The organism is Paraburkholderia sp. SIMBA_054 (assembly GCF_046534875.1).
Lineage (GTDB): Bacteria > Pseudomonadota > Gammaproteobacteria > Burkholderiales > Burkholderiaceae > Paraburkholderia > Paraburkholderia hospita.
In genome coordinates this window covers 107,031-133,139 of record NZ_JAWRXV010000029.1, presented here as the reverse complement: position 1 = coordinate 133,139, position 26,109 = coordinate 107,031, and the positions used below count along the sequence as shown (strand labels likewise).

At 60.4% G+C, this 26,109-nt stretch carries 18 protein-coding genes and 2 pseudogenes; 12 read left to right on the top strand and 8 right to left on the bottom strand.

Going from position 1 to position 26,109, the window contains the following annotated elements; all coding sequences use genetic code 11:
* Positions 1-640: 640 nt before the first annotated feature.
* From SB822_RS31060 to SB822_RS31010, 11 genes are all read left to right on the top strand, one after another.
* Entirely contained in the window at positions 641-1,867 is a 1,227-nt protein-coding gene (locus SB822_RS31060; RefSeq protein ID WP_410856346.1) for a PstS family phosphate ABC transporter substrate-binding protein, read from the top strand.
* Between the two features lie 80 nt (positions 1,868-1,947).
* On the top strand, positions 1,948-2,403 hold the full coding sequence (locus SB822_RS31055) for a hypothetical protein (protein WP_410856345.1): 456 nt from the start codon (positions 1,948-1,950) through the stop codon (positions 2,401-2,403).
* A gap of 261 nt (positions 2,404-2,664) precedes the next feature.
* Complete coding sequence (locus tag SB822_RS31050) at positions 2,665-3,765, top strand: PstS family phosphate ABC transporter substrate-binding protein (RefSeq protein ID WP_410856344.1); 1,101 nt, start codon at positions 2,665-2,667, stop codon at positions 3,763-3,765.
* Between the two features lie 222 nt (positions 3,766-3,987).
* A complete protein-coding gene (locus tag SB822_RS31045; protein WP_410856343.1) occupies positions 3,988-6,894 on the top strand; it encodes a TonB-dependent receptor in 2,907 nt (968 codons plus the stop codon).
* 23 nt (positions 6,895-6,917) lie between these two features.
* Positions 6,918-8,975, top strand: coding sequence for a PepSY domain-containing protein (locus SB822_RS31040; RefSeq protein WP_410856342.1), 2,058 nt, complete (start codon positions 6,918-6,920; stop codon positions 8,973-8,975).
* Between the two features lie 19 nt (positions 8,976-8,994).
* Entirely contained in the window at positions 8,995-9,777 is a 783-nt protein-coding gene (locus SB822_RS31035; protein WP_410856341.1) for a hypothetical protein, read from the top strand.
* A gap of 98 nt (positions 9,778-9,875) precedes the next feature.
* On the top strand, positions 9,876-10,904 hold the full coding sequence (locus tag SB822_RS31030; protein WP_410856340.1) for an ABC transporter substrate-binding protein: 1,029 nt from the start codon (positions 9,876-9,878) through the stop codon (positions 10,902-10,904).
* Positions 10,905-11,074: 170 nt separating this feature from the next.
* Positions 11,075-11,626: a hypothetical protein gene (locus tag SB822_RS31025; RefSeq protein ID WP_410856339.1), complete on the top strand. Its 552-nt coding sequence runs from the start codon at positions 11,075-11,077 to the stop codon at positions 11,624-11,626.
* A gap of 2 nt (positions 11,627-11,628) precedes the next feature.
* Positions 11,629-12,906 (top strand): YncE family protein, encoded by a 1,278-nt coding sequence (locus SB822_RS31020; protein WP_410856338.1) that lies wholly within the window; start codon positions 11,629-11,631, stop codon positions 12,904-12,906.
* A 660-nt stretch (positions 12,907-13,566) separates the two neighbouring features.
* Positions 13,567-14,232 (top strand): winged helix-turn-helix domain-containing protein, encoded by a 666-nt coding sequence (locus tag SB822_RS31015; protein WP_410856337.1) that lies wholly within the window; start codon positions 13,567-13,569, stop codon positions 14,230-14,232.
* Entirely contained in the window at positions 14,229-15,638 is a 1,410-nt protein-coding gene (locus SB822_RS31010) for an ATP-binding protein (protein ID WP_410856336.1), read from the top strand. The genes SB822_RS31015 and SB822_RS31010 overlap by 4 nt, the downstream gene beginning before the upstream one ends.
* Positions 15,639-15,710: 72 nt before the next feature.
* Here the strand turns inward: SB822_RS31010 and SB822_RS31005 are convergent, their stop codons facing one another.
* The 5 genes from SB822_RS31005 to SB822_RS30985 form a co-directional block, all read right to left on the bottom strand.
* Positions 15,711-16,664, bottom strand: a complete 954-nt coding sequence (locus tag SB822_RS31005; RefSeq protein ID WP_410856335.1) for a hypothetical protein — start codon at positions 16,662-16,664, stop codon at positions 15,711-15,713.
* Positions 16,628-17,497, bottom strand: coding sequence for an ABC transporter permease (locus SB822_RS31000; RefSeq protein ID WP_410856334.1), 870 nt, complete (start codon positions 17,495-17,497; stop codon positions 16,628-16,630). Before SB822_RS31000 ends, SB822_RS31005 begins: the two co-directional genes overlap by 37 nt.
* Positions 17,498-17,524: 27 nt before the next feature.
* Complete coding sequence (locus SB822_RS30995) at positions 17,525-18,346, bottom strand: ABC transporter ATP-binding protein (RefSeq protein ID WP_410856333.1); 822 nt, start codon at positions 18,344-18,346, stop codon at positions 17,525-17,527.
* Positions 18,347-18,500: 154 nt separating this feature from the next.
* Positions 18,501-19,511 carry an ABC transporter substrate-binding protein gene (locus SB822_RS30990; RefSeq protein ID WP_410856332.1) on the bottom strand — a complete coding sequence of 337 codons (1,011 nt, stop codon included), beginning with the start codon at positions 19,509-19,511 and terminating at the stop codon, positions 18,501-18,503.
* A 338-nt stretch (positions 19,512-19,849) separates the two neighbouring features.
* A complete protein-coding gene (locus SB822_RS30985) occupies positions 19,850-21,430 on the bottom strand; it encodes a substrate-binding domain-containing protein (RefSeq protein ID WP_410856331.1) in 1,581 nt (526 codons plus the stop codon).
* Between the two features lie 623 nt (positions 21,431-22,053).
* Here SB822_RS30985 and SB822_RS30980 point away from each other — a divergent pair.
* Positions 22,054-22,371: pseudogene (locus SB822_RS30980) on the top strand (hypothetical protein); the annotation flags it as partial.
* Positions 22,372-22,454: 83 nt separating this feature from the next.
* Here SB822_RS30980 and SB822_RS30975 read toward each other — a convergent pair.
* The 3 genes and pseudogenes from SB822_RS30975 to SB822_RS30965 all read right to left on the bottom strand — a co-directional run.
* Positions 22,455-22,652, bottom strand: a pseudogene (locus SB822_RS30975) (IS110 family transposase); the annotation flags it as partial.
* Between the two features lie 332 nt (positions 22,653-22,984).
* A complete protein-coding gene (locus SB822_RS30970) occupies positions 22,985-24,532 on the bottom strand; it encodes a transposase (RefSeq protein ID WP_410856330.1) in 1,548 nt (515 codons plus the stop codon).
* Between the two features lie 458 nt (positions 24,533-24,990).
* Complete coding sequence (locus tag SB822_RS30965) at positions 24,991-25,911, bottom strand: cation diffusion facilitator family transporter (protein ID WP_410856329.1); 921 nt, start codon at positions 25,909-25,911, stop codon at positions 24,991-24,993.
* Between the last annotated feature and the right edge of the window lie 198 nt (positions 25,912-26,109).

Here is a 26,109-nt window from a genome sequence, read left to right as displayed (position 1 = left end):
CGCAATCCGCTCGCATTGCCTGAATTCAAGATCACACGACCGCCTTTGTCTTCAAACCCGATTTATGCAACAACGCCACGCGCACTGTTCAGACAAAGGTGCAATTCGTCGCGTGAACATCCATTACTGATCAATGAAGCGCCCGGGATGCACTTGCTCCTGCGAGCACAATGTGTCACCGGGCTTGTACCGCGAAGGGCAACCCATGCAAATTACTGCCCCAATCCAGCACTGGCCCCAGCCAACAGCTGCGGAACAGGCAGACGTCAAATCGCCCTTCCGGCCCGAGGGTCGACGGAAGCTGATGGAAAATCGGATCGGGAGCACAAGGAGTGCAAAACAGTAATTCGTAACTTGCATGGTCGGGCTCGGCTTGTACTTTGTTTGTGTAGACGCTGGGAGAACGCCCGATCCGAATCCGCCTATAGGCGCGAGAGGTGACTGCATACTACCTGCGCACGAAAGATCTGTCATACGGCATTGACGGAATTCACGAACCATTCAGATTCGTTTTAGCATTGCGGCATAGTGTGAATACTCCGGGTTTATGTGCGTCGAATACATCAACGCGCGATGGTCTTTGCGACCGTAATCGCTGGAAGAAGCGGCGTTTCAACGCCGTCAATACGAGGAGACGCACATGCAAAATTCCGCATTACATTATGCACCACAACGCCCCGCCGCCCGCACAGGGCAGTGGTTAGCCCGGTCACAGCGCCCGCCGCTCGCGGTAGTTGTTTCGATTGCGGCGCTACTCGTCTCGGACGGCGCGACGGCTGGCACCATCGGCGAGAGTCAGGCGCCCATGGTTGAATGGATCGTACCGGCTCTCCCGTCGGTCACCCCGCAGACGAAAGAACAGGCGGATGAAGGCGTGAAGGTGGGCCGCGCGCTGGTCGAACCGGAGGTGCTGCAACCCACGCTCGACGCCGCGCTTCCCAGCTATCGCCCGCGTACCGACATCAAGCTCTCCGGCACCTTCAAGGGCGCGGCTTCCGACGTTCTGCCGGCGCTTGTAAAGCGCTGGATTGCTGGCTTTCGGCAGTACTACCCCGACGTCGATATCCAGATAACGCCGCCGTATGCCGGCAGCCTGGGCGCGAAAGAGCTGGTCAAGCAAAAGCTCGATTTTGTCTTCGTGTCGCGCGAACTGAAACCGGAGGATGTGACGGACTTCAAGGCGCAGTTCGGCTACGCGCCGTTGAGCGTGCCAATCTCCGGTGGGTCGTATCGGCATTTCGGGTTCCTGGATGCAATCGCGTTTTTTGTCAACAAGGGCAATCCGCTGCAGACGTTGACCTATGCGCAGATTGACGGACTCTTCTCAAGCAGCCATTTGCGAGGCGGAAAGGCTCTCAGGACCTGGGGCGACCTCGGGCTCACGGGGGAATGGGCAGACAAGCCGGTTCACGTCTACGCAATCGCGCCTTGGAACGGCTTCGAGGAATTCGTGCGCCAGAGAGTTCTGAGCGTCGACGGCAAACGCGGAGAATGGCGCGACGATATTCACTATGACAAGCTGGTGTTTCCCCTGGCGAAGCATGTCGCCGACGACCGATACGCGATCGGATACGCGGGCATCGCGTATATCGATGCAGCCGTGAAGGTTCTGCCCCTCTCGGAAACGGCCAGCGGGCCGTTCATGGCGCCGACCTATGAGAACGTCGCGCTCGCCGCCTATCCGCTTAGCCGCCTGATCTATTTCAACACCAACAAGGCGCCCGGCAAGCCGCTTGATCCCGTGCTCGCCGAATTCCTGCGTTATGTCCTGAGCAAAGAAGGTCAGCAGTCGGTCATTGACCACGCGATGTACGTGCCACTCAGGGCAAAGCAGGTTGAGAACTCGCGCGCGCTGATTGCTAATTGAGTTTCCCTTCCCGCTGGGATGCGATGCGCCCGCTGCCGTGCGCTGGACAAAGCGCGCGGCACGTTAACGAGGAATGTTCGATGGATATCATATTGCGCGCTGCAACTGCGCTGTTGCTGGTGGGTTCCGCATCGGCCCAAACACCCGGTCCCACCTACGCGCAGACCTTGATCGACACAACCCTGGTGTCCCACCCGGAGTTGACAGTTCTGGCTCTGCATGTCACTCCGCCCGCGTCCGCGGACAACATCATCATCGCATCGAACATCGGCCACATCGGCAAGAAAGCCGACGCCGACGACCTGTCGGTTCTGCACACAGGAGAGCCGCGTATCGAGATGACGAAGACGGGCGACATCTCGGTGGAACTGGTCATGCGCGATGCGAACGGCCTGTCAATCGGTGTGGTCGGGTCGACCTGGCGGCTGCCAGCAGGAAGCAGCAATGCGCTCGTCTTGCACAACGCTGAACTCATGCGTGACGAAATGGCCTCGAAGACTCCGTCGCTGGCGGCACTGTTCGAACCGGCCCGCTAACCTCTCAGCTGACGACCCGCACGACGACATTGAGCGCACCTGTATACGCTTTTAGTGAACTTTCAGGTTTGGTTTAACGTCGTCCGTCACCATAAGGCCTAGATAAGAGTATCTCGACGGCATGATGAGCACTGGCGCAAGAATCGTATGATTGTCGCCACGGACGGCTCGCAGCAGGAGCGCAGCGCTCACCACAAAGAAGCCCTCGAGGGCCGGGCCTTCGAAAGAAGAGCCATTTGTTGATGCGATCAGGAGACATCCATGAAACAAGGGAAGCGGGCGGGTGCATTGCGCAAAGCGGCGGTGACTTCGGTCGTCGCTGTCGCTGGGCTGACTGTGGTGAACGCTCTTACGTCGTCGCAGGCATTTGCGCTGAAGTATGCGGCGGTGGAACATCATATCAAGGTCGATCCTTCCATTCCCGAATGGCGGCCGGGCGAAGTGCATTCGGAGCCCGAGGAGGAACTGCGTCTGGTGGGCGCGGACGTGATGGACGAAATCACGTTGGGCTGGATGAAGTTGTACAGGAAGGCCTATCCGCGACTGAGCCTGACGATGGAAGCGAAGGCGTCCGGATCCGGCGGCCCGGCTTTGACAGACGGCAAAGCCGATCTCGCACCGGTCGGGCGCGAACTGCTGCCGGCCGAAGAAAAAGGCTTCGTTGACAAGTTCGGTTACAAGCCGATGGCGATTCGCGTGGCAACAGGCAGCGTGGGTTCGCTCGGCAAGACGGCGACGTCCGTGGTGCTGGTCGACAAGGACAACCCCATCAAGGGCCTGACGATGGCGCAACTCGACGCCATCTACTCGAAGACGCGCAACCGCGGCCATGCCGACATTACACGCTGGGGCGACCTCGGCCTGGGCGGCGAATGGGCCGACCGTCCAATCCATTTATATGGCCTGAAGCCGGTCAACGGCATCGAATATTTTCTGAAGCTCAATGTGCTGGAAGGGGGCGAGTACAAGGACAACATCCAGTTCGTCAAAGGTAAGGGCTTCACACACGCGTTCACCGTGGCGGCGGAAGACATGGCCACGCATCCCGGCGGGTTGACTTACGCGCTGCTCGCGAACGTGACGCCGAACGTAAAAGTCGTGCCGCTCGCGGCGAACGAAGGCGGTCCGTTCGTTGCCCCAACGCTCGGAAACGTCTACACGCACACGTATCCGCTCTCGCGCTACGTATATATCTTTGTCAACAAGAAGCCAGGCCAGCCGCTCGAGCCCAAGATCAAGGAGTTTCTGAAGCTGGTGCTCAGCCACCAGGGCCAGGATGTCGTTGCGAAGGAGGGCGTCTACATTCCGCTGACGCCGACGGTTGTGCGCGAAGAACTGGCTAGGCTCGACAACATCGATTGATGACTGGATCCGTCCGGAAGCGGCAGCGCCAATGGCCGTCGCTCCCGTCACTCGGGTGATTCTGCCGACGCCACGCGGGCGCGGCATCACTAGCAAAAGACTCGCTTCAGTCTCGACAGGCCGGAACCGTCACGGCCGGAGCACGTGGAAGGAAACGAGAAACGCATCGCACAAGACACCTCCCGAGAAATCAAGCGAGGGGCGAGAAGGAATGGAGGAGACATGTTCACCCAATCCGTGCTTGCACTGGCGGTCGCGGCTGCGTTGCCCACAGCGCTCTTCGCTCAGACGCAAACGGTACCGGCAAGCGATGCGCAGGGTATGAGCAGGCAGGCGCAGGAGAAAAGCTTTGCACAGGAACTGGTGGACATCACCGTGGCGAGGCATCCCGAACTGATCGAATTGGACCTGCACGCGAGGCTGCCAGGCAGCGCGCAGAGTCTTATCATCGCCGCTAAGTCCCAGCAGCGAATCGGCAAGCCGACGGATCAGGACGACCTGGCCGTGTTCAAGTCCGGCGAGCCGTTCGTCGAAGTGAATGAGGCAGGCAAGCAGAACGTCGAAGCGCATGTGCCGCTATTCGACGCGCATGGCGCCATCATCGGTGTGGTGGAGATGACGTTTCCGTATCCGGCGGGCTCGGGCTTCGACAAGTTCGCGCTGATCAGGACGGCTGCGCAAGTGCGCGATGAAATCAGCCGCCGCATCGCGCATGCGGACAATCTGTTTGAGCCGGTGCGCGTCGATCCGCGCATCCCGCTCAATACATACGCGCAAACCCTGGTCGACGAGACGTTGGCGAAGTACCCCGCTGTGGCAGTGCTCGCCATGCACGTGAAACCGCCTGGCGGCGGAACGGACTATCCGATCATCGCGTCCAACATTGGCCGCATCGGGAAGCCGGCGGATGAGAATGACATGGAGGTGATCACCACCGGCAAGACGAGCCTCGAGGTCAACCGGGAGAAGGACCGCTTCGAGGTCAAATTGCCTTTGCAGGACTCGAGCGGCAACATCATCGGTGCGCTGGGCGTAATCTTTCCGTACTCGAAGACCGCGAGCCAGTCTGTGCTGCAACAGCGGGCCGAAGCCGTGCGCGACGCGTTGCGCGCGCGCATTCCGAATAGCGCGAAACTGTTCGAGCCGGGCGTCGTGGCGCCGGTGGCGGCGACCGTCGCGGCCGAACTCGACAAGTCGGCGCTGGGCAACAAAGAGTCGCTTCCGATGACCAAGCAGGAAGTGTCGAGTGCCGCGCTTCAGGGCTCACAGGACGGATTGTCGGACGCAGTCAAGAACCAGGCCGGCGTCGCGCCGACGAATTCGAAAGGCAGCCCCGCGGATGCGCAGAGCATTCGCGGCATCAAGCTCAACCTGTTTTCGAACTACCGCCTGAACGGCGGTTTGCCGATTGCCGGCGTCGTGACCACGCCGACCGACGACAAGGCGCGCATCGAGACGCTCAAGGGCGCGAATGCACTGATGTTCGGTGTCGCGAGCCCGGCCGGCATCATCAATCTAGTGACCAAGCGCGCCACCCAGCGCGATGTGACTTCACTGATCCTCTCGGGCAACTCGTTCGGGCAATATGGAGCCGGCATCGACATTGGCCGGCGCTTCGGCAGCGAGAAGCAGTTCGGGCTGCGCGCCAACCTCTCCGGTGCGCATCTTGAGAACGGCGTGCACGGCGGAAACGGGCATGGCTGGTTCGCGAGTCTCGGCGCGGACTGGCGCATCACGGACCGGCTGAGCTTCCAGTTCGACTTCGAGCAATACCGGAAGGAAGTGGTCGAGCAGGCCTCCATCAATTTGCCGGCGGTCGTCAACGGCCACGTGCCGGTGCCACGCGTGCCGGATCCGAGGAACCTGCTCTCGGGGCCATGGGCGCTGTACACGCCGACGACCACCAACGTGCAGGGACGTGTCGACTACGTCATCAACGAGAGCTGGAAAGCGCTCGTCGAGGTCGGCCGTTCGTATGCGGACCGCTCGCGCCTCACGGGGCGCATCGCCGGCTACAACGTCTCGACCGGGGCCGGCGGCGTGGAAACGGTCAATACCGTGACGCAGAACTACATCAACCGGTTCGAGCGGGCCGAGTTGCTCGGCAAGTTTGCAACAGGTCCATTCAAGCATGACCTGACGCTTGGTGTCTCCCGCAGCGAACGCGATGCCGAAACGCCCGCGCAAAACTCCATCGTCCTGCCGCAGCCGATCAACATCTACGACCCGGTTCCACTGCCAGCGCCGGTGCCGACCAGACCTTCAACTTCCTTGCCGCTGCAAACGAGCAGCGACAGCGGGCTCTATGCATACGACAACATCGGCATCGGGCAAAAATGGAAGGTGCTCATCGGCTTTCGGGAGACGCGCTCCGTGTCGAGCGACGGACGGGAGTCGCAGGGAACCTATCTGCCGTTGCCGGCAGCCGGCATTCTCTACAACGTCCTGCCGACCACAACGCTGTTTGCCAGCTACATGAAGGGTCTCGAAGACGGCGGCGTCGCGCCTGTCAATGCAGTCAACGCGTATCAGATCCTTGCGCCCGCTGTCTCCACGCAGAAGGAGATCGGCATCCGCGACTCGTACTTTGACGGGCTGTCGATCACGGCGTCGTACTTCATCATCGACCGCGTGAATGCCGTGACCAACTCGGCGACCAAAGTTTTCTCGAACGACGGAACGATCAAGTACCGGGGCTTCGAGACCGTCGTGACGAAAGACTTCGGCCGTCAGTGGAGCGTGACCGCCGCCGTGCAGTGGCTCAGAGCCGTACAGAACCCCGACTCCGACATGACGATCAAGGGCTTGACTCCCGAGAACACACCGCGGTGGATCGGCAACGTGTCGGTGACGCACCGGCCGTCGTATGTCCCTGGGCTTGCGTTGACGCTCGGCGCGTCGTTCGTCACGCAGCGGCCTGTGAATCCGCAGGACCAAGGCTATATCCCCGGCTATGTGCTGCTGTCTGCCGGGGCGGCTTATTCCACGGTGATCGGCGGGCATCGCGCCTCGTTCCTGCTGAGTGTCGACAACCTGACCAACCGGCGTTACTGGAACTCGGTGCAGACGGGCACGCTGGGAACGGGCATGGACCGCAGCATCAGGCTTAACGCGAAATTCGATTTCTGACGATGGCTCTCAAGGGAAAGACGATGAACCTCACATTTCGTACGATCGTCCTTCGGTGCCACCGCTGGGCAGGTCTGAGCGTTGGCCTGCTGATGGCCCTGATCGGCCTCACCGGCGCGGCGATCGTGTTTCGCCCGCAGCTTGAACCCGTGCTCAATCCGGACTTGCTCACGGTGCCGGCGTGTGTCGCGCGCGTGCCGCTCGACACACTTGCCGCTAATTCGATCGCAGTGCGCCCGCACGCCTCACTGGACTATGTCCGACTGCTTGCCGGCGACCCCAGCGCCGCGAGAATACCCGCGGCACAGGTTCGCTTCACGGACCAGACCTTCGTCTATCTCAACCCGTGCACGGGCGTAGTTCTCGGCGTGCGGGCGCGCTACGGCGGCGTGCTCGGCTTCATCGAGCAGGTCCATCGATTCCGCTTCATGCCGCACGGCAGCCTGATAACCGGCACGGGCGCGATCGTCTTTTCGATCGTGCTCGTTGTGGGCGGGCTCTTCATGTGGTGGCCGTCCCGGCTGCGCGCGTGGAAGCACGCCGTGAGGTTCGACGGGCGACTGACAGGCGCGGCGCGCACGCTGAGCCTGCACAAGACCGTTGGCCTATACGCGAGTGCCATCGTGCTGGTCAGCGCGCTCACCGGCCTGCCGCAGGCATTCGACTGGTACGCACACGCCATTTACGTGCTGACCGGCTCGCAGGAGCCCGTCAAGGAGCACAGATCCGCACCTCCGACTGGAGCAAAGCGTTTGCCGATGGAGGCATCCTGGCAGATCGCACAGGCGCTCGTGCCGCAGCCGTCCGAGGCGTTGCTGCATTTTCCCAGGCGCGCGCGCGACCCGGTCGAAATCTATCTGATCGCGCATGACGCGCCGCACGCCAACGCACGCACGATGCTATTCCTCGATGCCTACACGGGCAAGCCGCTAGAATTCACGCCGTATGCCGACAGCAGCCTCGGAAACAAGGTGTATTTCTGGGCGCTTTCCTGGCATACCGGGCGGGTCGGCGGTCTGTTCGGACAACTGATATTGCTGTTCGGCGCGCTGTGTCTGCCGGTTCTCGCCTACACAGGCATCAGCCGATGCATTCGCCGCAACCGCAAGATGAGCTATCGATATGGACGCTTGACCGTGCAGGTCGCAAGCAAGGACGTCGAGGCCGCCGGCATCTGCACGTTGACGCTCGTTGCGCCCTCGGGCAAGCCAGTGCTTCCTTTCGACGCCGGCGCGCACATTGATGTCTATCTGCGCAATGGCCTCGTGCGCCAGTATTCGCTGTGCAACGACCCGCGCGAGAGGCATCGCTATGTGATCTGTGTGCTGCGCGTGCCGGTATCGCGGGGTGGGTCGGCGGCGATCCATGACGACATCGAGGTGGGCGATTTCATCGAGATCAGCGAGCCGCGAAACCATTTCGGTCTGGAGCGATCGGCGCCGCGCTCGCTCCTTCTGGCAGGCGGCATCGGCATCACGCCGATCATCTGCATGGCTGAGCGGCTGGCCAGCATCGGTGCCGACTTCGAGATGCATTACTGCAACCGCTCAGCCGAGCGTACTGCCTTCATCGAGCGTATCGCCCGATCCGCGTACGCCAGCCGCGTGTCGTATCACTTCAGCGATGGTCCTGCCGCGCAGCGGCTCGATCTGCCGGCCATTCTCGATTGCCAGCCGCCGGGCACGCACCTCTATGTCTGCGGTCCCGACGGCTTCATGGACCGCGCGATCGACACTGCAACGCAGAAAGGATGGCCGGATGAGTTCATCCACCGCGAGCATTTTTCTGCCGGCGCGTACGCGCCGGAGGCTGCGGCCGCATTCGACGTGAGGATCGCGAGCACCGGCAAAGTCTATCGCGTGGCAGAGACCGAGTCGGTCGTGCAAGCGTTATCGGGATCGGGCGTTGCCATTCCGACGTCGTGCACGCAGGGCGTCTGCGGGACGTGCGTCACACGGGTGATTGAAGGCGAGATCGATCATCGCGACCTGTGCCTGACGCCGGAGGAACGTGCCAGGAACGATCGCTTCGCGCCATGCTGTTCCCGGGCGAGAGGCGCGTTGCTGGTCCTCGATCTTTAAACCTTTGCGGAGAGACACCATGACGAACAGATTGATGCCGTGGCTTTTCCTTATCCCGGTCGCGCTGTGCATGGCGTCCGGCGCGCAGGCTGGCGATAGCGGGACCGGGCAGTCGGGGGACTCGCTTTCGCTCATCATCACCTATCACACGGCACCAGCTAACCGGCCGGCATTACGTCACGAACTCGTGCGGGTCACCGTGCCGCGGTTGAGGCGTTGGCAGGAAGAAGGGCACATCACGCGTTATCGCGTGCTGTTCAGCCGCTTCGCTGACGACGGTAACTGGGACGCGATGGCGCTGCTGACCTTTTCCAACGCGTCGGAAGTTGCGCACTGGAAGCAGATGGAGCAAAGGCATCCGGCGGCCCTGTCGGCGAGGGCACTAGCGTTGACGACCGCGATTCACACCGCGCCCGTCGACCTGATGCGCGCCGGCAGCACCAGGGATGCATCCAGCGACGCCGTCTTTGTGGTGATCCCGTACAAGACGCTGGTATCGGCGGACGACTACCTGAAATACGCCGACGGTTACGTGATACCGCAATTCAACGGCTGGATGGGCGAGGGCGTCCTGTCGCGCTACGCGCTCTATGTCAGCGACTTTCCCGCAGGCCGTCCGTGGTCCACGCTGGTTATCCTCGAATACAGGAACGAAGCGGCACTCGCGGCTCGCAACGCAGTGGTCGCGAAAGTCCGCGAAAACCTGAAGAGCAATGCCGCGTGGAAAGCCATCAGCGACAACAAGAAAAACGTGCGCGAGGAAGAGCAAGTGGTCATTGCCGATCCGCTGCAGGGTCCGTGACGGGCCAACGTCAGCTTGCGTTCATGTGCCGTTCAGTCGCGGTTCAGGTCCGCACGGTAGCTTCCTGTCTCGTAGTTCTTCAACCTGTCGAGGGCGACATGAAAAGTCTCGCGATTGTCTTGTTACCGGTCATCGTGGCGTTCGGCCACGCGTTGCATGCCGAACCCGCTACATCTAATGCCGGCGACACCCCGCACCGCATCGTGCTGCTGGTCGACGAGATCAAGGCGATCCGCAACTTTCCGGTGGTGCTCGCCGAGCGCCTGGGCTACCTGAGCGACAAGGAGATGACCGTCACGGTGATGAATACGCGGGACGACACGCCGCATGCAGAGATGCTCGCCGACGGCCGTGTCGATGCGGTGATGGCGTACTACCATCACAACATCGTGAACCAGTCGCAGGGCAACGCGACGGAAGCAATCGTCACGTTGGGTGTCACGCCGGGCGCGAAGGTTCTGGTCGCAAATGCGTCGAAAGAAAGATACAAGACCCTCGCGGACCTGAAGGGCAGCCGCTTCATCGCCGGAGGCGCCGGTTCGTCCAAGAGCACGGTGGCCAACTATCTCGTGCTCTCGGGCGGCAACCGCATCACCGACTACACGCGTCTCGGCACCGACGGCAAGACCAGCAATACCGAGGCGTTGCGCAACGGAACGGCGGATTTCGTCGTCGCACCCACGCCAGACGGCGATTTTTATGAGGCGCAAGGCGTCGCCACCACGTTTGCGGACCTCACCACTGTCGAAGGAACGAAGAAAAACTTCGGCGTGCTGTTCCCGTCCAGCACCGTATATATGACGCGTGAACGCGCGAAGACACACCCGGAGATCGCGCAGCATCTGGCTGACGCATTCGTTCGCACGCTTCGATATATCAACACGCATAGCGCAGAAGAAATTGCAGCGATCGTTCCTGTCGAGATCAGTGGGCGGGACCGGGCCGCGTATCTCAAGGTATTAAAGGAAGCGAAGCCCATGTTCGCGACCGACGGCAGGATGCCGCCTGACGGCGCTGAAAACGAATGGCGCGTTCTCGCGGAGTTCAAGCCTTCCTATCGTTCGGTTAAGCCCGAGCAGACCTATACAAATAGCTTCGTCGACGTGGCGCTCAGCCGCCTGCGCTAGCGCCCGCCATCCGAGGCGTGGGAGCGGCGCGCCGCTCGCACGACAGCATTGGGCGTGTGTCGCGCCTTGCCTCAATGAAGATTCAGGCGGCGTTCACCTCCGTTCAAGGTGTCGAAAGTAGATTGGTCCGTAACCCGTTCCATATCGCCCGCCGGGCAAGAGAGGAGACTATGAAAGTTTTGACCCGAATCGCACTCGCCGCAACGCTGACCGTGCTGTCGTCGGCAACCGTGCTGTGTACCGCGCAAACGGCGGCCGTCGCTGCGCCGCAAAAGTCGAAGAACTGGACGCCGCCGAACACGAAGATTTTCGCGCAGGTGCTGTCCGAGCACATCATGGCGAGCCATCCCGAACTTCTCAGCGTCACCTTCCATGGCGTTCCGCCCGGCGCCGCCGCCGGTACCTACACCATGTTTGCCGGCTCCTACCTGGATCGGATCGGCAACCCCGACGATCCTGACGACATCGACATCATCACAAAAGGCATTACCATCGTGGACCCGCGCTGGCACCGGTCGAACGATACCGTCAAGAAGTTCGTCATGATGATGCCGCTGCGCGACGCGGCTGGCCAGAACATCGGTCTGCTCGTGGCCGCGTACAAGAACGACGGCCAGTATGGCAAAGGCGAAAAAGACTTCTTCATGGCCGGAACCGCATTGCGCGACAGTCTGCAAAAGCAGATTCCGAGCTTCAATGCGCTATTCGAGCCTGTGCGCTAGGTGTGCTCGCGATCCGTGCGCTTGCCTCGCCGAGTCGCGGCAAGCTCGAATGTCTTCGAGCTGCTCCAGCTCAGTCATGGGCGCGCAGCCTGCCGCGCCGGCCGGCACTGGCGGCATGTGACATCGCGGCCTGCGCCGTCTCATCTTTTATTGCTTTTGGGAGCACTGCCATGCGCGTGCGTACTTCGATGCTGTCCCTCGCGGCACTGACCAGCAGTATGGTTCTTGGCGGCATGCCCTGCGCGGTCGCGGCAGCGACGATCGAGCCCGCCGTGATCAACAGCGCAATCACGGCTTCGCCGGTCCTCAAACCGAGCGGACGCGCCGAGTTGCCGGGCTACAGCGGGGACTTCGATCATTTCGCTGCCGACGTGACAGGCAATCGCCTTTTTCTTGCGGGAGAGGACGAGGGAACGCTCGAAGTCTTCGACCTTCGGACGTGCACCCATCTGAAAACGATCAAGGGTTTCGAGCATCCTCACGGTATCCTCTACCTGCCCGATGTCAAGCGTCTGATTGTCACCGATAGCGGTGCTGGCATGACGAAGGTGGTGGATGCCGTCAGCTATGGCATCATCGGGTCCATCGCGCTCAACGCCGGCGCGGACTCGATGTACTACGATGCGTCGCGCGAGCATCTATATGTGGTCACTGGCGGGAAAAACGCCGAGCCGAAGATGTCCCGCTCGATCATTTCGGAGATAGATCCGCGAACTGGCGAGCGCATCGGCGAGCTGAGCTTCGATACCGACTTCACAGAGTCGATGGTGGCGGAGCAGCGCGGCCAGCGACTCTTCGTTAACCTGACCGGCAAAAGCACGATAGCGGTACTCGACAAGACCAACCGCCGTGTGATCGACAGCTGGCCCATCAAGGGCGCCGAGTTAAACGCAGCAATGGCGTTCGACGAAACGCATCAACGATTGTTCGTCAGCACGCGCAAGCCATTCAAGCTGCTGGTGCTCGACGCGAGAACGGGTGCGGCGTTGGCCGATTTCGTCGCGCCCCAGCGGACGAACCAGGTGATGTTCGATAAAGCCAATCAGCGCATTTACGTAGCCGGTGATGACTACATCAGCGTGATCCAGCAACAGGACGAGAACCATTACGAGGAGGTCGCCCGCGTGCCGACGGCCACGGGCGCCAAGACGGCCATTCTTGTGCCTGAATTGCGCCAGCTATACGTCGCGGTATCTCCCGGAAAAACCAAGGCAGGCGGTGCGCTGCTGCGCTTCGACGTTGTACCGGACCCGTTGATTCGCCCCGTGGCGAAAAACTGAAAGCGCGCGGTTGCGAGGCGCGTCCTCGCTCCATCGCGCGGCTCCCGCCGCCGCGGCGCCCCGCATCGACCTGATCATCCCTTGTGCGCGAGCTGCTATCTCAGGGTTCCTACTGACACCAAAATTCAGGTTGCGTTTAGGTTGCGCCACTAGCCTTGACTCATGCACGCGACAAACTACCCCCTCGAGAATCCTCAGCGCGGTTAAACGGGTTAAACGAGGCCAGGTTGACGCGATATCCGTTCTATTCAATGTGCGACGGAGGCGCAGGCATCACGCCTTACCGGGACTGCAAACGGGCGACCGGGGCGGGCGGCATCAGCTACGGAATTGAAGGAGCAGGAGATGGAAACGACCCAGAGGTCCTTGCGTTACATGATCGAGAAGTGGCTCGTGATGGCCCCCGCCACGTCGGCGCGTGTAAAACGAGGGAGCCACGCAAGTTCGGATGGAAGGCGTTGCGTGTGCGTCGAAGCGTGCAGATCGACAGGCCCCTTTTTGATCTATTTTTTCCGCCATGGCGATGGCGACTGGGATGTGTTGCCGCACGGTTCAAAGCGCCCGGCGATGGGCGTCGTGTGACGGATTGCTTGTGACAGCAGCGCCTTTGCGATAGCCTGAAGCCACAGCCCAAGACAACGGTTGGAGCGTCCTGGTGATATGAAAATCCTCATCGTCGAAGACCAGCGCAAGCTCGGTCTGTTTCTTAAGCAGGCGTTTATCGAGCGTGCCTATACGGCCACCTGGGTAGGAAGCTGCACCGAGGCACGCGAGGCTCTCTGCGAGACCACTTACGACGTCATCGTGCTGGACATAGGATTGCCTGACGGCGACGGGCTGGCGCTGCTGCGCGAGTGGCGCAGGGCTGGGTTCAATGAGCCGGTGCTGATCCTCAGCGCGCGCGACGCTGTGGAGGATCGCGTCAGCGGGCTCGACGTGGGTGCGGACGACTACCTGCCCAAGCCCTTCAGTCTGGAAGAACTCCTCGCCCGCATGCGCTCGCTGTTGCGGCGCCAGTCAGCGGTAAAGGACACGCTGCTGCAACACCAGGGCATCAAGCTCGATCTCTTGAGCCGCACGGTGCAGTTGAACGGACAACCGGTCGATCTCACCAGCCGCGAATTTGCGCTGCTTGAAATATTCCTGCAAAACCCTGGACGGATTTTGACCCGGACTCTGATCTCCGAAAAAATCTGGGAATCGCATTATGACGTCGACACGAATCTGCTCGATGTCTACATGAGCAGATTGCGTGCGAAGATCGAGGCGCCCCTCGGCAAATCGCTCTTCAAGACAGTACGCGGCGTAGGCTACCAACTGATATGAAATCGATCGGAGCCCGGCTGGCAATCTGTTACATGATTGCCTCGACGGTTACGTTCGCGTTGCTGTTCATGGCCGGTCGCTATTTCATCGAACAGCATGCGATTCATGCGCTCGACCTGCTCAATCGCTCCGAGTTCGAGCAACTCAAGTCCGGGGTCGGGTCCGCTGCGGAAACGTCTTCAATGGAAGTGCTGCGGCAGCGCCTGCATGCTCTGACGGATGACCCGGAACTCTTTCAGGTCGAGGTCGACGCACCCGGCGGCGAAGTCGTGTTTCGCTCACAAGGCCTCGACGGCCACCGTATTCCGGCTCGCCCGCGGGAGGCTGTTTTCAATGCCGTCGTTGAAGGTCTGGGTGAACTGCGGGCGGGCGCATTTTCGTTAGGGCCTTACAAGGTCATCATCGCCACCTCGAAGAGCCAGGTGCGCGTGGTGATGGAAGGCTACGAGCGAACCTTCTATGAATTGCTGCTGGTCATGGTGATGGTCAGCAGCGTCATTGGCTATGGTTTCGGCCGTATTGCATTGCGCCCGGTGCGCACGATCCAGGACACGGCGAACCGTATCCGCTCCGACAATCTCAGCGAACGCATTCCCGTCTCGGCGGCAAAGGATGAGATTTCCGACCTTGCGCGCCTGCTCAATCAGATGTTCGACCGCCTGGAAATCTCGTTCGATCAGATTCGTCGCTTCACCGCCGAGGCATCCCACGAGCTGAAGACGCCTTTGACGCTTGTGAGGCTGCAGGCGGAGAAGCTCGTGTTGGATGGGCAGTTGTCGCCAGCGCAGGAACAGTCTGTGCAGGTCCAGATCAAGGAGCTTGCACATCTCAACCGGATCATCGAGGACTTGCTGTTGCTTTCGCGTGCCGATGCGCGAGCGATGACGCTCGATTTGAAACTGCACGATCCCGAACCGTTCCTGCACAGCTTTTCCGAAGACGCCCATGTGTTGGCGGAGCACCGCAGACTGCGCTTTTTCTTCACTCACCATGGTCGCGGCCAGGTCGCCATAGAGCCAAAATGGCTGCGCCAGGTGCTGCTCAATCTGTTGAGCAACGCGCTCTCGGCATCCCCGCCGGGCGGACGGGTCACATTGCGCTCCGCGCTGCTCGATGGGCTCTGGCAAGTGAGTATCGAGGACGAAGGGCCGGGCGTGCCCGCCGAGCAGCGGGAGCACATCTTCGAGCGTTTCGTGCGCATTCCGCGTCCCGGCGAGGACAAGGGCACCGGCCTGGGTCTTGCCATCTGCCGCAGCCTGGTGGAGTTGCACGGCGGGCGCATCTACGTCGAGCCCACCCCTGGCAGCGGCCTTCGCGTGGTGTTCGAGTTGCCCGCCGCGACGGCGAGCGACGGGCCTGCAGATGCGTCGCACGGTACTACGTTACGGGAAGCCGACGCGACCTGACGGGCGCGAGGCATGACGGGCACGCCTCCGCGCATGGGGACACGCCGAATCGACGCACCTTTTTCCGTGTACTCACAGATCACGCTGGTAGCCGACATAGTACGAGAACTGATTGCTTTCATTGACATGAGTGATGCCACGTCCGAAGGAGACCATCAGGCGATCGTGCTCGGTGAAGCTGTACTTGCCGCCAAGATTGAACGAGACCGTGGACGGGTCGGCGCTTTTTGCGGCGCCCGCGTAGAACACCTCGCCGCCAAGCTCCAGGCGCTCATTGATCTTGCGCATCACCGCCCATCCCGCAAGCCAATAGCCCTTCTCGTTTGCGTGACGATTGACGACGTAGCCACCGCCGCCGGAGGTCGTCCAGTCGCCAATCGACTTCTGTATCCATAAGGGCAGGTACACGTGATTGTGCCCGTCGCCGAGACCGAGACGATCATTACCCGTCGCAAAGGTAACACTTGGCGCGAATGCCGCTTGAGGGCGAATACCGTTTTCGTCTTCCGTGATGAAACGGTACTTAACGACGAGTTCGGCGTCGCCGAAGCCGTAGTGAAACTTCTCGCCGTCGGAGTGCATGAACGACATGCCAAGGTTCACGCTGGCTTCGAGATTGTCGACCACACCGTAGTTGACCTCCAGCGAGGGCAGTGAGCCGCTATGCTCTGCTTGCCTGATGGTGCCCGTGGCACCTGCGTCGATCTCGAAGTGCCCCTTTTCGACGGGCTCGGCATCGTCGGTCAAGAACGGCGGGTTGGCGAGCGCGCCGTGACAACACAGCAAGGTGGTAGCAGCAAGCGCCGCGAGGACGGCGTGCGGGCATTCCCGCTTGCGGCGCAAGGGGCGCGGCGCGAAGGTTGTGTCGGGCATGGGACGAAATCGATGGTCGGTATTGGTTGCTGACGCCGCGCGAAGGCAGTCCGGAGACAGACGGCGACCGGCATTGGAACGGTGCGGGCGGCCGACGCTGCCGCCGCCTTTGCGTGTTAATGGCCGTTTTCGGTGAATTGCGGTGGGCGCCATTTGAGCAGCCTGTTTTCGAATTGAGTGAGCAAAAACTCCGCCCCCAGCGCGACGACGGCCAGCACGATCATCGCGGCGAACACCCCGGCCGCATTGAACGCGCCCTGCGCGGTCGAAATCAGAAGACCGATGCCTTGCCGCGAACCGAGAAACTCGCCGACCACGGCGCCAACCAGCGCGAAACCGAAGCTGACGTGCAAACTCGCCAGGATCCAGCTCATCGCGGCCGGCAGCACCACCGTCATCGTGACCTGACGCTTCGTGGCACCGAGGATGTGGGCGTTGGCGATCAGATTGCGGTCGGCTTCACGCACGCCCTGGAAGGCATTGGCGAACACGACGAAGAAAACCATCACGACAGCGAGCGCGACCTTCGACGCCATGCCCAGACCCAGCGCGATGATGAACACCGATCCAAGCACGACACGCGGAATCGAATTGGCGATCTTGATGTAGAGACTGAAGACATCGGCTAGCAGTTTGTTGCGGCCAAGCGCGATGCCGGCGATGACACCGCCCACGCCGCCGATCAGAAAACCGAGCGCGGTCTCCTCCAGAGTCACCAGAACCTGCACCCACAGCGGACCTTGCGACGTGCCCTCGGTGATCCATGTCCAGATCTGGCCGACGATCATCGACGGCATGGAGAAGAAGAACGGATCGATCCAGCCGATCCTTCCTGCGAGTTCCCAGCCACCCAGCGTCACGACAAGTACCGCGACGCGAAGCGCATGAACCAGATTCTGGCGGCGGCGCATTCTGCCGAGCGCTTCGAGTTCCACCTGGCGCAGTTCGACTTCATGCACCGGTAATGCGGTTGTTCGAGTATTCATTGCAATCCTCACTATTCAGGCTGACCGTCAGATGTGAACTTCGTCGCGCAAATCGTTCCAGATTTGACGGGACAATTCGATGAAGCGTGGCGAATAGCGCGCCTCCGACACTTCGCGAGGCCGCGGCAGGTCGATTTCATAGGTGGTCTTGACCGTCGCTGGCCCTGATGTGAGCACGAAGACGTTGTCGGCGAGGGCGATGGCTTCTTCGATGTCATGTGTGACGAAGACCACCGACGCGCCGTTGCCGCCCCATAGATGGAGCAGTTCATCCTGCATCAGCGCGCGGGTCTGCACATCGAGCGCCGAAAATGGTTCATCCATCAGGAGGATTTCAGGCTCATTGATGAAGGTTTGCGCGAGCGCGACACGCTTGCGCATACCCCCCGACAGCTGGTGCGGGTAATGACGTTCGAAGCGCGCGAGGCCGACGCGGCGAATCCAGTCCATGGCTTTGTCGTTGGCCTCGTCCCTGCGCATGCCGCGATAGAGCGGGCCGGCGGCGACGTTATCCAGCACGTTCTTCCACGGGAAGACCGCGTCGGTCTGGAACACGAAGCCAATGCGGCGGTCGATGCCCGTCACCGGATGGCCCCAGATGCGCACCGTGCCGGCACTGGGGCGCGCAAGCCCGGTGATCAGGCTAAGCGTGGTGGATTTGCCACAGCCGGTCGGGCCGACCACGGCACAGAACTGACCTTTCTTCACGCTCATTGTGAAGTTCTGTAGCGCCATAATGGCCTTGCCCTCGGGGCTAATAAACCGGCGGCTGACACGGTCGAGTTCAATTGCGGGCGCGTCGTCGGGGATGTGTGCGGCCGCAAGCTTGTTTGCAGGTTGGACTTTCATATCAATCACCTCGAGTGCAGATTTCGTTGTTGAGTTTGCGCGCCCAGAGCAGTCGCGGCGTCCGCATATAGGGGCAGGGCAATGAGTTCCGCGCCGTTTAGGAAGAAACGGCCGCAGCCACGATGCCAGGAGGTCGGGGACACGCACTTCGAAGTCAACTTTCCGGAACGGCAGCAACAAACTTCGTGGTGTACGTCTTGGCGAGGTCGATGGGGCGGCCCTTGACGCTCTGGTCGAAGGCTGACAGCACCTTCAGGACCGTCGGCGGACCCGATTGCGGCATGCGGCCGTCAGGAATGAACGAAACCTTGCCAGCGGCCAGCGCTTTGACGTAACTGTCTTTGTCGCCCGCGTAGTAGTCGGCGGGCATCTTCGCGGCGAGCTCCTCAGCGCTATGACTCGAGATATAACGAAGCGTTTTGACGAAGGCGTTCGCCAGTTTCTGCGTGGTAGCCTGGTGAGTTTCGACCCAAGACGTTTGCATGTAGAGGGAAGCTGCCGGATACAAGCCACCCAGCCACTTCTGGGTGCTTTCGGGCGAGCGCAGATCGACCAACACCTTGGCGTCGCCTGTCTTCAGCAGGCGCGAGATGGTCGGCTCCGTCGTCATGCCGCCGTCGATCTTGCCCTGCTTGAGCGCCGCGATGAACGTGTTGCCAGCACCGACCGCGAGCGAGGTGACTTCGCTAATGGGCACACCATGCGATACCGCGAGGTACTGCGTGAGAAAATTGGTCGAGGAACCGAGTCCTGTCACGCCGAGTGTCTTGCCACGGAAATCGGCAGGCGACTTAACCTTATCGGCCAATTTCGCGGAGATCAGTTCTACCTCTCCGGGCGTGTGGCTAAACTGCACGACCGATTCGATAAATTTGCCTTTCGATTGCAGGTCTATGGTGTGATCGTAAAAGCCGACAACGCCTTGCACCTGTCCGGCGAGCAGTTCGTTTTCCGCGTCGACGCCAGCCGCTTCATTCAGTAGCTCGACCTCGAGCCCTTGCTCCTTGAAGTAACCCAGTTGTTCTGCGAGCTTGGCCGGCAGATAAATCTGCTTCTCCATACCACCGACCATCAGCGTAATTTTTTCGTTGCCCGCGAAGGCCGAATGAGACATGGTGCCCATGATCAAACCGGCAACGGCAATGCGCAAAGCCACTCGTTTCATCGTGCGATCTCCTGAATGTCAGTTTCTTGGCTTCGCACGAGTCGCGCTCGGCAAGGCCTGGTCGAACACAGGCCACCGGGTTTTTTCGTGGGTCGCCTATTGAACACTCTCATTTATAGAGAAGCAGCCTAAAAGCTGTCTGAATCGAAAGTGAAAGTCTGTTCAGGGACTAGCTTGCCGATATTGGGCAACAAACGGCGGGACTCGACTTGACAGCTGCAAAGCGAGGAGGCACCTATGCCAGTAGCATCGCGGCTCCGGCCAACCGGGCAGAGGACGGCCGGGTTGGCAAGAGGAGGCGCGACTTAGCGCGGCCAGAAGGCGCAACGTCGTGGTGCCTACCTGAGTTTCGCAAGTTCCTGCTGCACCTCAACTGCGTTCAGTGGGAAGTAGGCGGAATATCGCACGCGCTCTTGGCCGGCGCGGCTGAGGACATAGCGCAGGAACGCTTTTACGGGTTTCGATATCGGCCGGTTCATGCGGATATACATGTAGCGCGTGAGCGGATATCGGCCGCTGGCGGCGTTCCCGGCATCGAGGGTAAAGAACGGTCCGTCCGCTTTGCTGGCCACCGCTAAGGCCTTTAGCCCGCTACCGCCTTCCTCCAGACCGCCGAAGCCAATCGCGCCTGGGTCGCCAGCAATTGAGTCCGCGGTCTGAGGGATGGAACCTTCATGCACCGCGTGGTTCCATTGGCCTCCCTTGAGCACCATGATCTGCATTGACATCGCATTGGGTGCGGCGCGAGGTGGCATGTAAATCGTAATAGGGCGGTTTGCCCATTCTCCCTTCAATCCGAGTTGCCCCCAGCGCACAATAGTCGCGTGCTCGCCGAGGATATCGGCGAGTTGCGGCACGGTGATCTTTGTCAATGGGTTGTTCTCAGGCACGAAGATGGCCTGTGCGGTTGTGCGTTGCGGGGTATTGAATCCACCGCGCGCGACGCGGATTTCGAACGGCACCTTCTGGTGATGCGTGGATTCGTATGCGAGACTTTCCTGCGGCCATAACTCGCGGCCCATCGGCGCGATGTCGGTATCGTTGAGGAGCAAGGCGTGGAAGCCGTTCAGAGTGCCCAGATGTTCCCATCGTTCGCCTTTGCGTACGCGCGGCTGGACACGATGAAAGTCCTGAATCCACGTATCCATCAACGATTTCATGCCATCGCTGCCGATGCTGTCGATCCTGCCGTGCAAGCCTTCGACCTTTGCGTAGACCGGCAAAGCAGGATCGAGCGGCGGGAGGAAAGCTTGCAGTTTCGTACTTTCCTGCGCCGCCTCACTCGCGCTCAGTGGTTGAAAGCCAGTGTGTCTCGCTAGGATTTCCTGTCCGTCGTGGCTGATCATGAAGACGAGGAATTCCTTGAGTTTTTGCGGCAATGGCGCGCCGGGGCGTTGGTTGACCGCGATGTACGCGGCACGTCCCGTCCAATTTCCGACATGCACCAACAGCGGCGATTTCATCATGTCACCGGAGAACTGATGTGCATAGGGTTGAAGTTCGCTTGGGTACGGGGCGCGAGTGAGTGGCGCAATATCCGCATTGCCGTACATCAAGGCGCCGAATGCTTGTACGTCGCTTATATGCTGCCAGTTCGAGCCACGGCGCATGCCAGGTTGATGCTTTTTGAACGCTTCAAGCCAGTCATTCATCAGTGGCTTCATCGCCTGATCGCCGACGCTGTTGATCGACCCATCGACCCGCGTTTCCGGCCGATAAGCCGGCAATTCAGCATCGACGACAGGCGTCGCTTGAGCGGCATCGACCGGGTCAAGCAGCGCCGCAATTAATGCGGCTATCGTGAGAGTACGTCGCATTCTGCCATATGTGGCTGAGCGCCTATCGATGCGTGGGTCGACGACCGCAGGAGCGGTATTCACGAGCAGACGATATGCCGCATGCAGATACTTGCTTTGCAATTCGCCGGCCTCCAGGTGATACCTCGGTTGGCCAGTTGGTGCTGGTCTGCGCACCCCATATCGCGCCGTGGCGACGCGCCCCGAGGACTGGTCATGACAGTACCAGCGCGCGCTGAATAGAACCTGAACCGATGGTGAAAAATGATTAAGGATCCATCGCAGCGTCGGTTGCGGCGTCGAATGGCAGTTTTCCAGCCGTAAAGCGACGGCAGGACCGACAGTAATGGCGCAAGATAAATTCGCTGCTCGTGTATACGTGCGCCGTGCCCGCCGTCGTGACATGCTGCACTTCAGTCGTGGAGGAGTCCGGTCTGTCCTTTTTGCTGCCCGCAAAGGCGGGCGCCGGTAACTGGCTTTCATGTATCGCCTTTTGTGTGCGTGGGGCATCAACATTGACCGCCGACATTTCGAAGCGCCGCAGTGACACTGGGTCCGAATATCTTCGGTGATTGCGCCCTATGCACTTTGCGCAACGCTTCGATCGGACAGAAAACACGGAAACTGACTGGATCACCATATGAACGCCTTTGTCATCCGTCCAGCGCACGCCGACGACTATCGCTCAATACGCGCGTTGCTAGACGTTGAATGTCTGCCGACGCAGGATGTAACCGTTGAGTAGATCCGCGGCGGCGAGTCTCATCGTCGATAAGCAGCTTACGTTGATCAGCCAGTTGATGTTCACGATGATCGGCATCGGCTTCCTGTTCGCCCATGCGACGTCCGGCACGCTGCACCTAGCCGCCGACTTGGCATGGGGCGTCGTCGCGCCCACACCGCTGCTTGTGTTGGTACAGCACGCAAGCCCTTTTGAACGCTTCACCCGCATCCTCAACCGTGCGACCGGCGGCAAACTGGCCGCGCTCGTCGGTCAGTCCACACAGATCGATCAGTCGATCAAACTGATCTGGCGCCGCCGTAGCGTGGTGTTACGCTATCTGTTGTTATTGAGAGCATCGCCCATGAAACGAAATGGCCGGAGCCTAGCTGACAACACGCTCGAAGAGATGCGTATCCTTGTAGTTCAGCGTATGGCTGGTTGTGCACTGGGGGGCGCCGGGTTGTCCGGCGTGCCATGCGCGAGAACCGCCGTTCGGGCCATCTTGTTAGCAAGTGCAACGGTTACCACATTGGAGGGTCTGCGCTTCTGCAACCGCTCCGCCCACGATGCAGCGTGCTTGCTGTGGAAGAGCACGCTGCGCGCCCCGTGGATCAGCAATGTCTAACCTTCCCTCGGTTTTTTGCCTTCCACAGATCCCGAGTTATGCAGCGACATCCTTGATCTGCTGAGCTTTGATCCAGTCTCGCAGAAACTGAACTGGCGATACGAAGCTGAGCGACGAATGACGACGACTGCGGTTATACAAGCCGCAAACACAACACCCACATTACCGAGTCACGAGAAGCTCTCTATCGCTGGCACTCGTGGTTCGGTCGAGTGGCCTGGATCTTCAACGTAGTCGAGAAGAATGGCGAGATCATTCTTCCGATGTGCACTCGACCCTCTCGAGGCAACAGCACGCGTATCGGAGATGCCGCAGTGGATGTTTGACCCTAAAAACCGCAGTTACCTGCAATCGCAGCGATCGGAGTCCGTTGCAGCGGTGTAGATGCGGTGATGCGTGCGCAGATGTAGCGCAGCAGCTCGCGCCATCGGTCGAGCTTCGGGAACTGCTCCGCAAAGCGTGCGACGTGGCCCAGAGCCGCACGAACATTGGCGACCAGCGATTTGATCGTGTCGACCTTCGCATGCAACGGCGTGAGATATAGCTGCGTCTGTCCGGCGTGGCTGGCCATCGTGCCGACCGCCGCCAGCAGCAGGGGCCGGCTTGTCAACGCTTCGAGACGTGCGCCTGGATGGGCGGCCCGACAGTACCAGCTCCACCAGTTGTAGACCAGCGCGCCGGCCCGTGCCGTCGTCTGGCAGCGGGCGATGTCCTGCGTGGTGAAGCCGCCCAGCCCCCACTGGTTCTTCAGTTCGTCGAAACCGTTTTCGCAGTCGCAGCGATCCCGGTACAGCTGGGCGATCGCCTCCAGCGGATAACAGATGTCGGTTACCAGCACCGTATATTCCCACATCGGGTCGGCATCGAGCACCGCATCTTCGGCCAGCGTCAGCCGAAGTTGCCCGTTGGTATCGCGGCTCTCGCGAGCCAGTGCGCCGTGAATGCGCCGGCGCACAATCACGACGCGCCGCTTCGCCGACCAGCCGGTGAGCTGCAGATGATCTTCGACTACCTGGCAGCCCTGTGCATCGGGCCGGCTCCAGTCACTGCGACCGAACTGTCGCACAATCAGCCGCTGAACGTTCTTCGTCTGGCGCAGCCTCAGCAGGTACGGTTGCTGTCGTTGTTCGAGTTCTACCAGAATGCCTTCGTTGCCATAGCCGCAATCGCCACGCACTATCGCCGGACGCCGGCTACCCAGTTCGTCAAGCACCCGGCCAAGCCCGGCCTTCGCATGTGCCGAGGTGTGCTGTTTGCCCGGACTGACCTGCACATCGAGCACCAGCCGAAGGTTGCCAAGCCGATACGTGTGCAGGACGTGACCTGGCCGCCCCGGCTTGTGCGGGTTGTAGCCGATCTCCGCGCCTTCCTGTCGCCCGTGCAGCGGCTTGATGCTCGCGTCGATGTCAAGGATCCACGGCTGCTCCAGCGCATCCTGCACGCTGCCCATCAGCGCCGGGCACAGCCACGCCGCGCTCGCCGTCTCATCGATGCGCGACAACGCCCGTCGCAGCGCATCTTCACTGACAACCCGATCCATGCCCAGCGCCTGTGCCGCCACTCCATCCCCGCGCAGCGACGATATGTGCGCATACCGCCGGTGGCCTGCCAGAATCGCAAGCAACAAGGTGCCCAGTACATCCCGCTTGCCCGGCGCATTGCCGCTGCGGTATTCGAGCGGGCAGGCTCGCACCCATTCGTCAAACACGCCTGCAGCGCGCAGGAACTCTGCAAAGAACACTAACTGGCCATTGGGCGTGGCTTGTGACGACCCGTCCCAGCACACCACCTGCATCCGACCGCCCAGCGTATCGACCACCATCGGCTCAACAGCCTGCCCCAGCGCGGCTATCTGCCCGTCTCCTGTTTCACCCATTTGGTGAGTATGCCAATTTTGTAGCGCGCCGCATCCCTATTGCTTCTCCGACCGTTCCGGCAGCCTCAACTGCGGTTTTTAGGTTGACCCAGTTATCCGCCGTCACATCATATATTCAGTATTGCAAATTGCAGACTGCGAGGCACTACTTGAACTGAAGCGCCTGTTGACCGATAAGTGTCTCGCCGCACAACTCGATGCGGTACAAGCCGAGCACCGTCCTTTGTCCTTTACACGAGGAGCCGATGCGACGCGTTCCGAGCCCCCCTCCGGGCGATCAACCCGATCTGTTTCAGCCTTGCCCAGAGACGCCCGAGTGGGCGCATCTGCCGGTGGAGGTGCGGCAGCAGATTGTGGCGCGACAATCTGGATGAGAGACCTCCGATCTTGTTTGACGCGCGGCATCGGCCAGCCGACCTGACGGTTATGGCCGCCGCCGGTGCCGAACAATCTGAAACTTACCAAGCTTGTGCTACGGTTGGTGTTTGTCCACAGTGCCCAGCCGGTACCGGATCGATGTGCGTCATCACATCGAGAACCGCATGCCTGCTAATCACGCTTTGACGAGCCGCGGCCGCAATGTCGTGACCTTCTACGATAGAGAGCTGATCACTGACCTCCAGATGAACGTCGACCACAATCAGGTCGCCCATTTTCCGGGTGCGCAGGTCGTGAAGACCAATCACGCCAGGTGTCCCGCGCAAGGTACTACGGATAGCGGCCACTGCTTCCGCGTCAGCCGCGCGATCCATGAGGTCATGCATCGCATCCCAGGCAAATCCCCAGCCCATTTTGCTTACCATGAAGCCGACGATCAGGGCGGCGATCGGGTCCAGCAGCGGGTATCCCAGCAGGTTGCCTGCAATACCCAAGGCGACGACGAACGACGATGCCGCATCCGAACGGGCATGCCATGCGTTTGCAATCAGCATGCTGGAGCGCACCCGTTTGGCAACGGTCAACATGTAACGGAACAGTAGCTCTTTGGATACGAGGGCACCCAGTGCCACCCACAGTGCTTCGATATGCACGGCGGGAATCGCGAACGGATGTTCAAACTTGAGCGCAGCACTCCGGAGCATTCCCATGCCGACGGCTAGCAGAAGTAAGCCCAAAGCAAGCGACGCCGCCGTTTCAAACCGTTGATGGCCGTATTGATGATCCTCGTCCGGACCTTTCTTGCTATGTTGACCGGCAAACAGTACGGCAAAGTCTGACAAGAGGTCGGATGAAGAGTGAACTCCATCTGACAGCAACGCTTGGGACCTTGCCATTACACCGATCACAATCTGCGTGAGTGCGAGCAGGAGATTAACTACAACACTTACCAGAGTGCTGCGGCGTGCCGCCTGATGGCGGCCTTGTTCATCATCGTTCATTTGTCTTTTACCCTAGTTTCATCTGTGTTGCGTCTGGCAGAAAATCATCGGGCCAGATTATGGCACGCTATTACAAGGTAATGTCGCTAAGTTATTGTTTTAATTGCCAAATTTAATGTCAACGAGAATGATTTGTGATCTTATTAGATTGATGTTTCTGACTCGCCGATATCGACATGGGGCGTCCCTGCTTTTGAC

Coding starts and splice junctions, on each gene's coding strand:
- SB822_RS30995 (WP_410856333.1), bottom strand. CDS start 18,346: ATGAAAGTCCAACCTGCAAACAAGCTTGCGGCCGCACACATCCCCGAC.
- SB822_RS31010 (WP_410856336.1), top strand. CDS start 14,229: ATGAAATCGATCGGAGCCCGGCTGGCAATCTGTTACATGATTGCCTCG.
- SB822_RS31050 (WP_410856344.1), top strand. CDS start 2,665: ATGAAACAAGGGAAGCGGGCGGGTGCATTGCGCAAAGCGGCGGTGACT.
- SB822_RS31005 (WP_410856335.1), bottom strand. CDS start 16,664: ATGGCGCCCACCGCAATTCACCGAAAACGGCCATTAACACGCAAAGGC.
- SB822_RS30965 (WP_410856329.1), bottom strand. CDS start 25,911: ATGAACGATGATGAACAAGGCCGCCATCAGGCGGCACGCCGCAGCACT.
- SB822_RS31055 (WP_410856345.1), top strand. CDS start 1,948: ATGGATATCATATTGCGCGCTGCAACTGCGCTGTTGCTGGTGGGTTCC.
- SB822_RS30970 (WP_410856330.1), bottom strand. CDS start 24,532: ATGGGTGAAACAGGAGACGGGCAGATAGCCGCGCTGGGGCAGGCTGTT.
- SB822_RS31060 (WP_410856346.1), top strand. CDS start 641: ATGCAAAATTCCGCATTACATTATGCACCACAACGCCCCGCCGCCCGC.
- SB822_RS31000 (WP_410856334.1), bottom strand. CDS start 17,497: ATGAATACTCGAACAACCGCATTACCGGTGCATGAAGTCGAACTGCGC.
- SB822_RS31045 (WP_410856343.1), top strand. CDS start 3,988: ATGTTCACCCAATCCGTGCTTGCACTGGCGGTCGCGGCTGCGTTGCCC.
- SB822_RS31030 (WP_410856340.1), top strand. CDS start 9,876: ATGAAAAGTCTCGCGATTGTCTTGTTACCGGTCATCGTGGCGTTCGGC.
- SB822_RS31015 (WP_410856337.1), top strand. CDS start 13,567: ATGAAAATCCTCATCGTCGAAGACCAGCGCAAGCTCGGTCTGTTTCTT.
- SB822_RS31035 (WP_410856341.1), top strand. CDS start 8,995: ATGACGAACAGATTGATGCCGTGGCTTTTCCTTATCCCGGTCGCGCTG.
- SB822_RS31040 (WP_410856342.1), top strand. CDS start 6,918: ATGAACCTCACATTTCGTACGATCGTCCTTCGGTGCCACCGCTGGGCA.
- SB822_RS30990 (WP_410856332.1), bottom strand. CDS start 19,511: ATGAAACGAGTGGCTTTGCGCATTGCCGTTGCCGGTTTGATCATGGGC.
- SB822_RS31025 (WP_410856339.1), top strand. CDS start 11,075: ATGAAAGTTTTGACCCGAATCGCACTCGCCGCAACGCTGACCGTGCTG.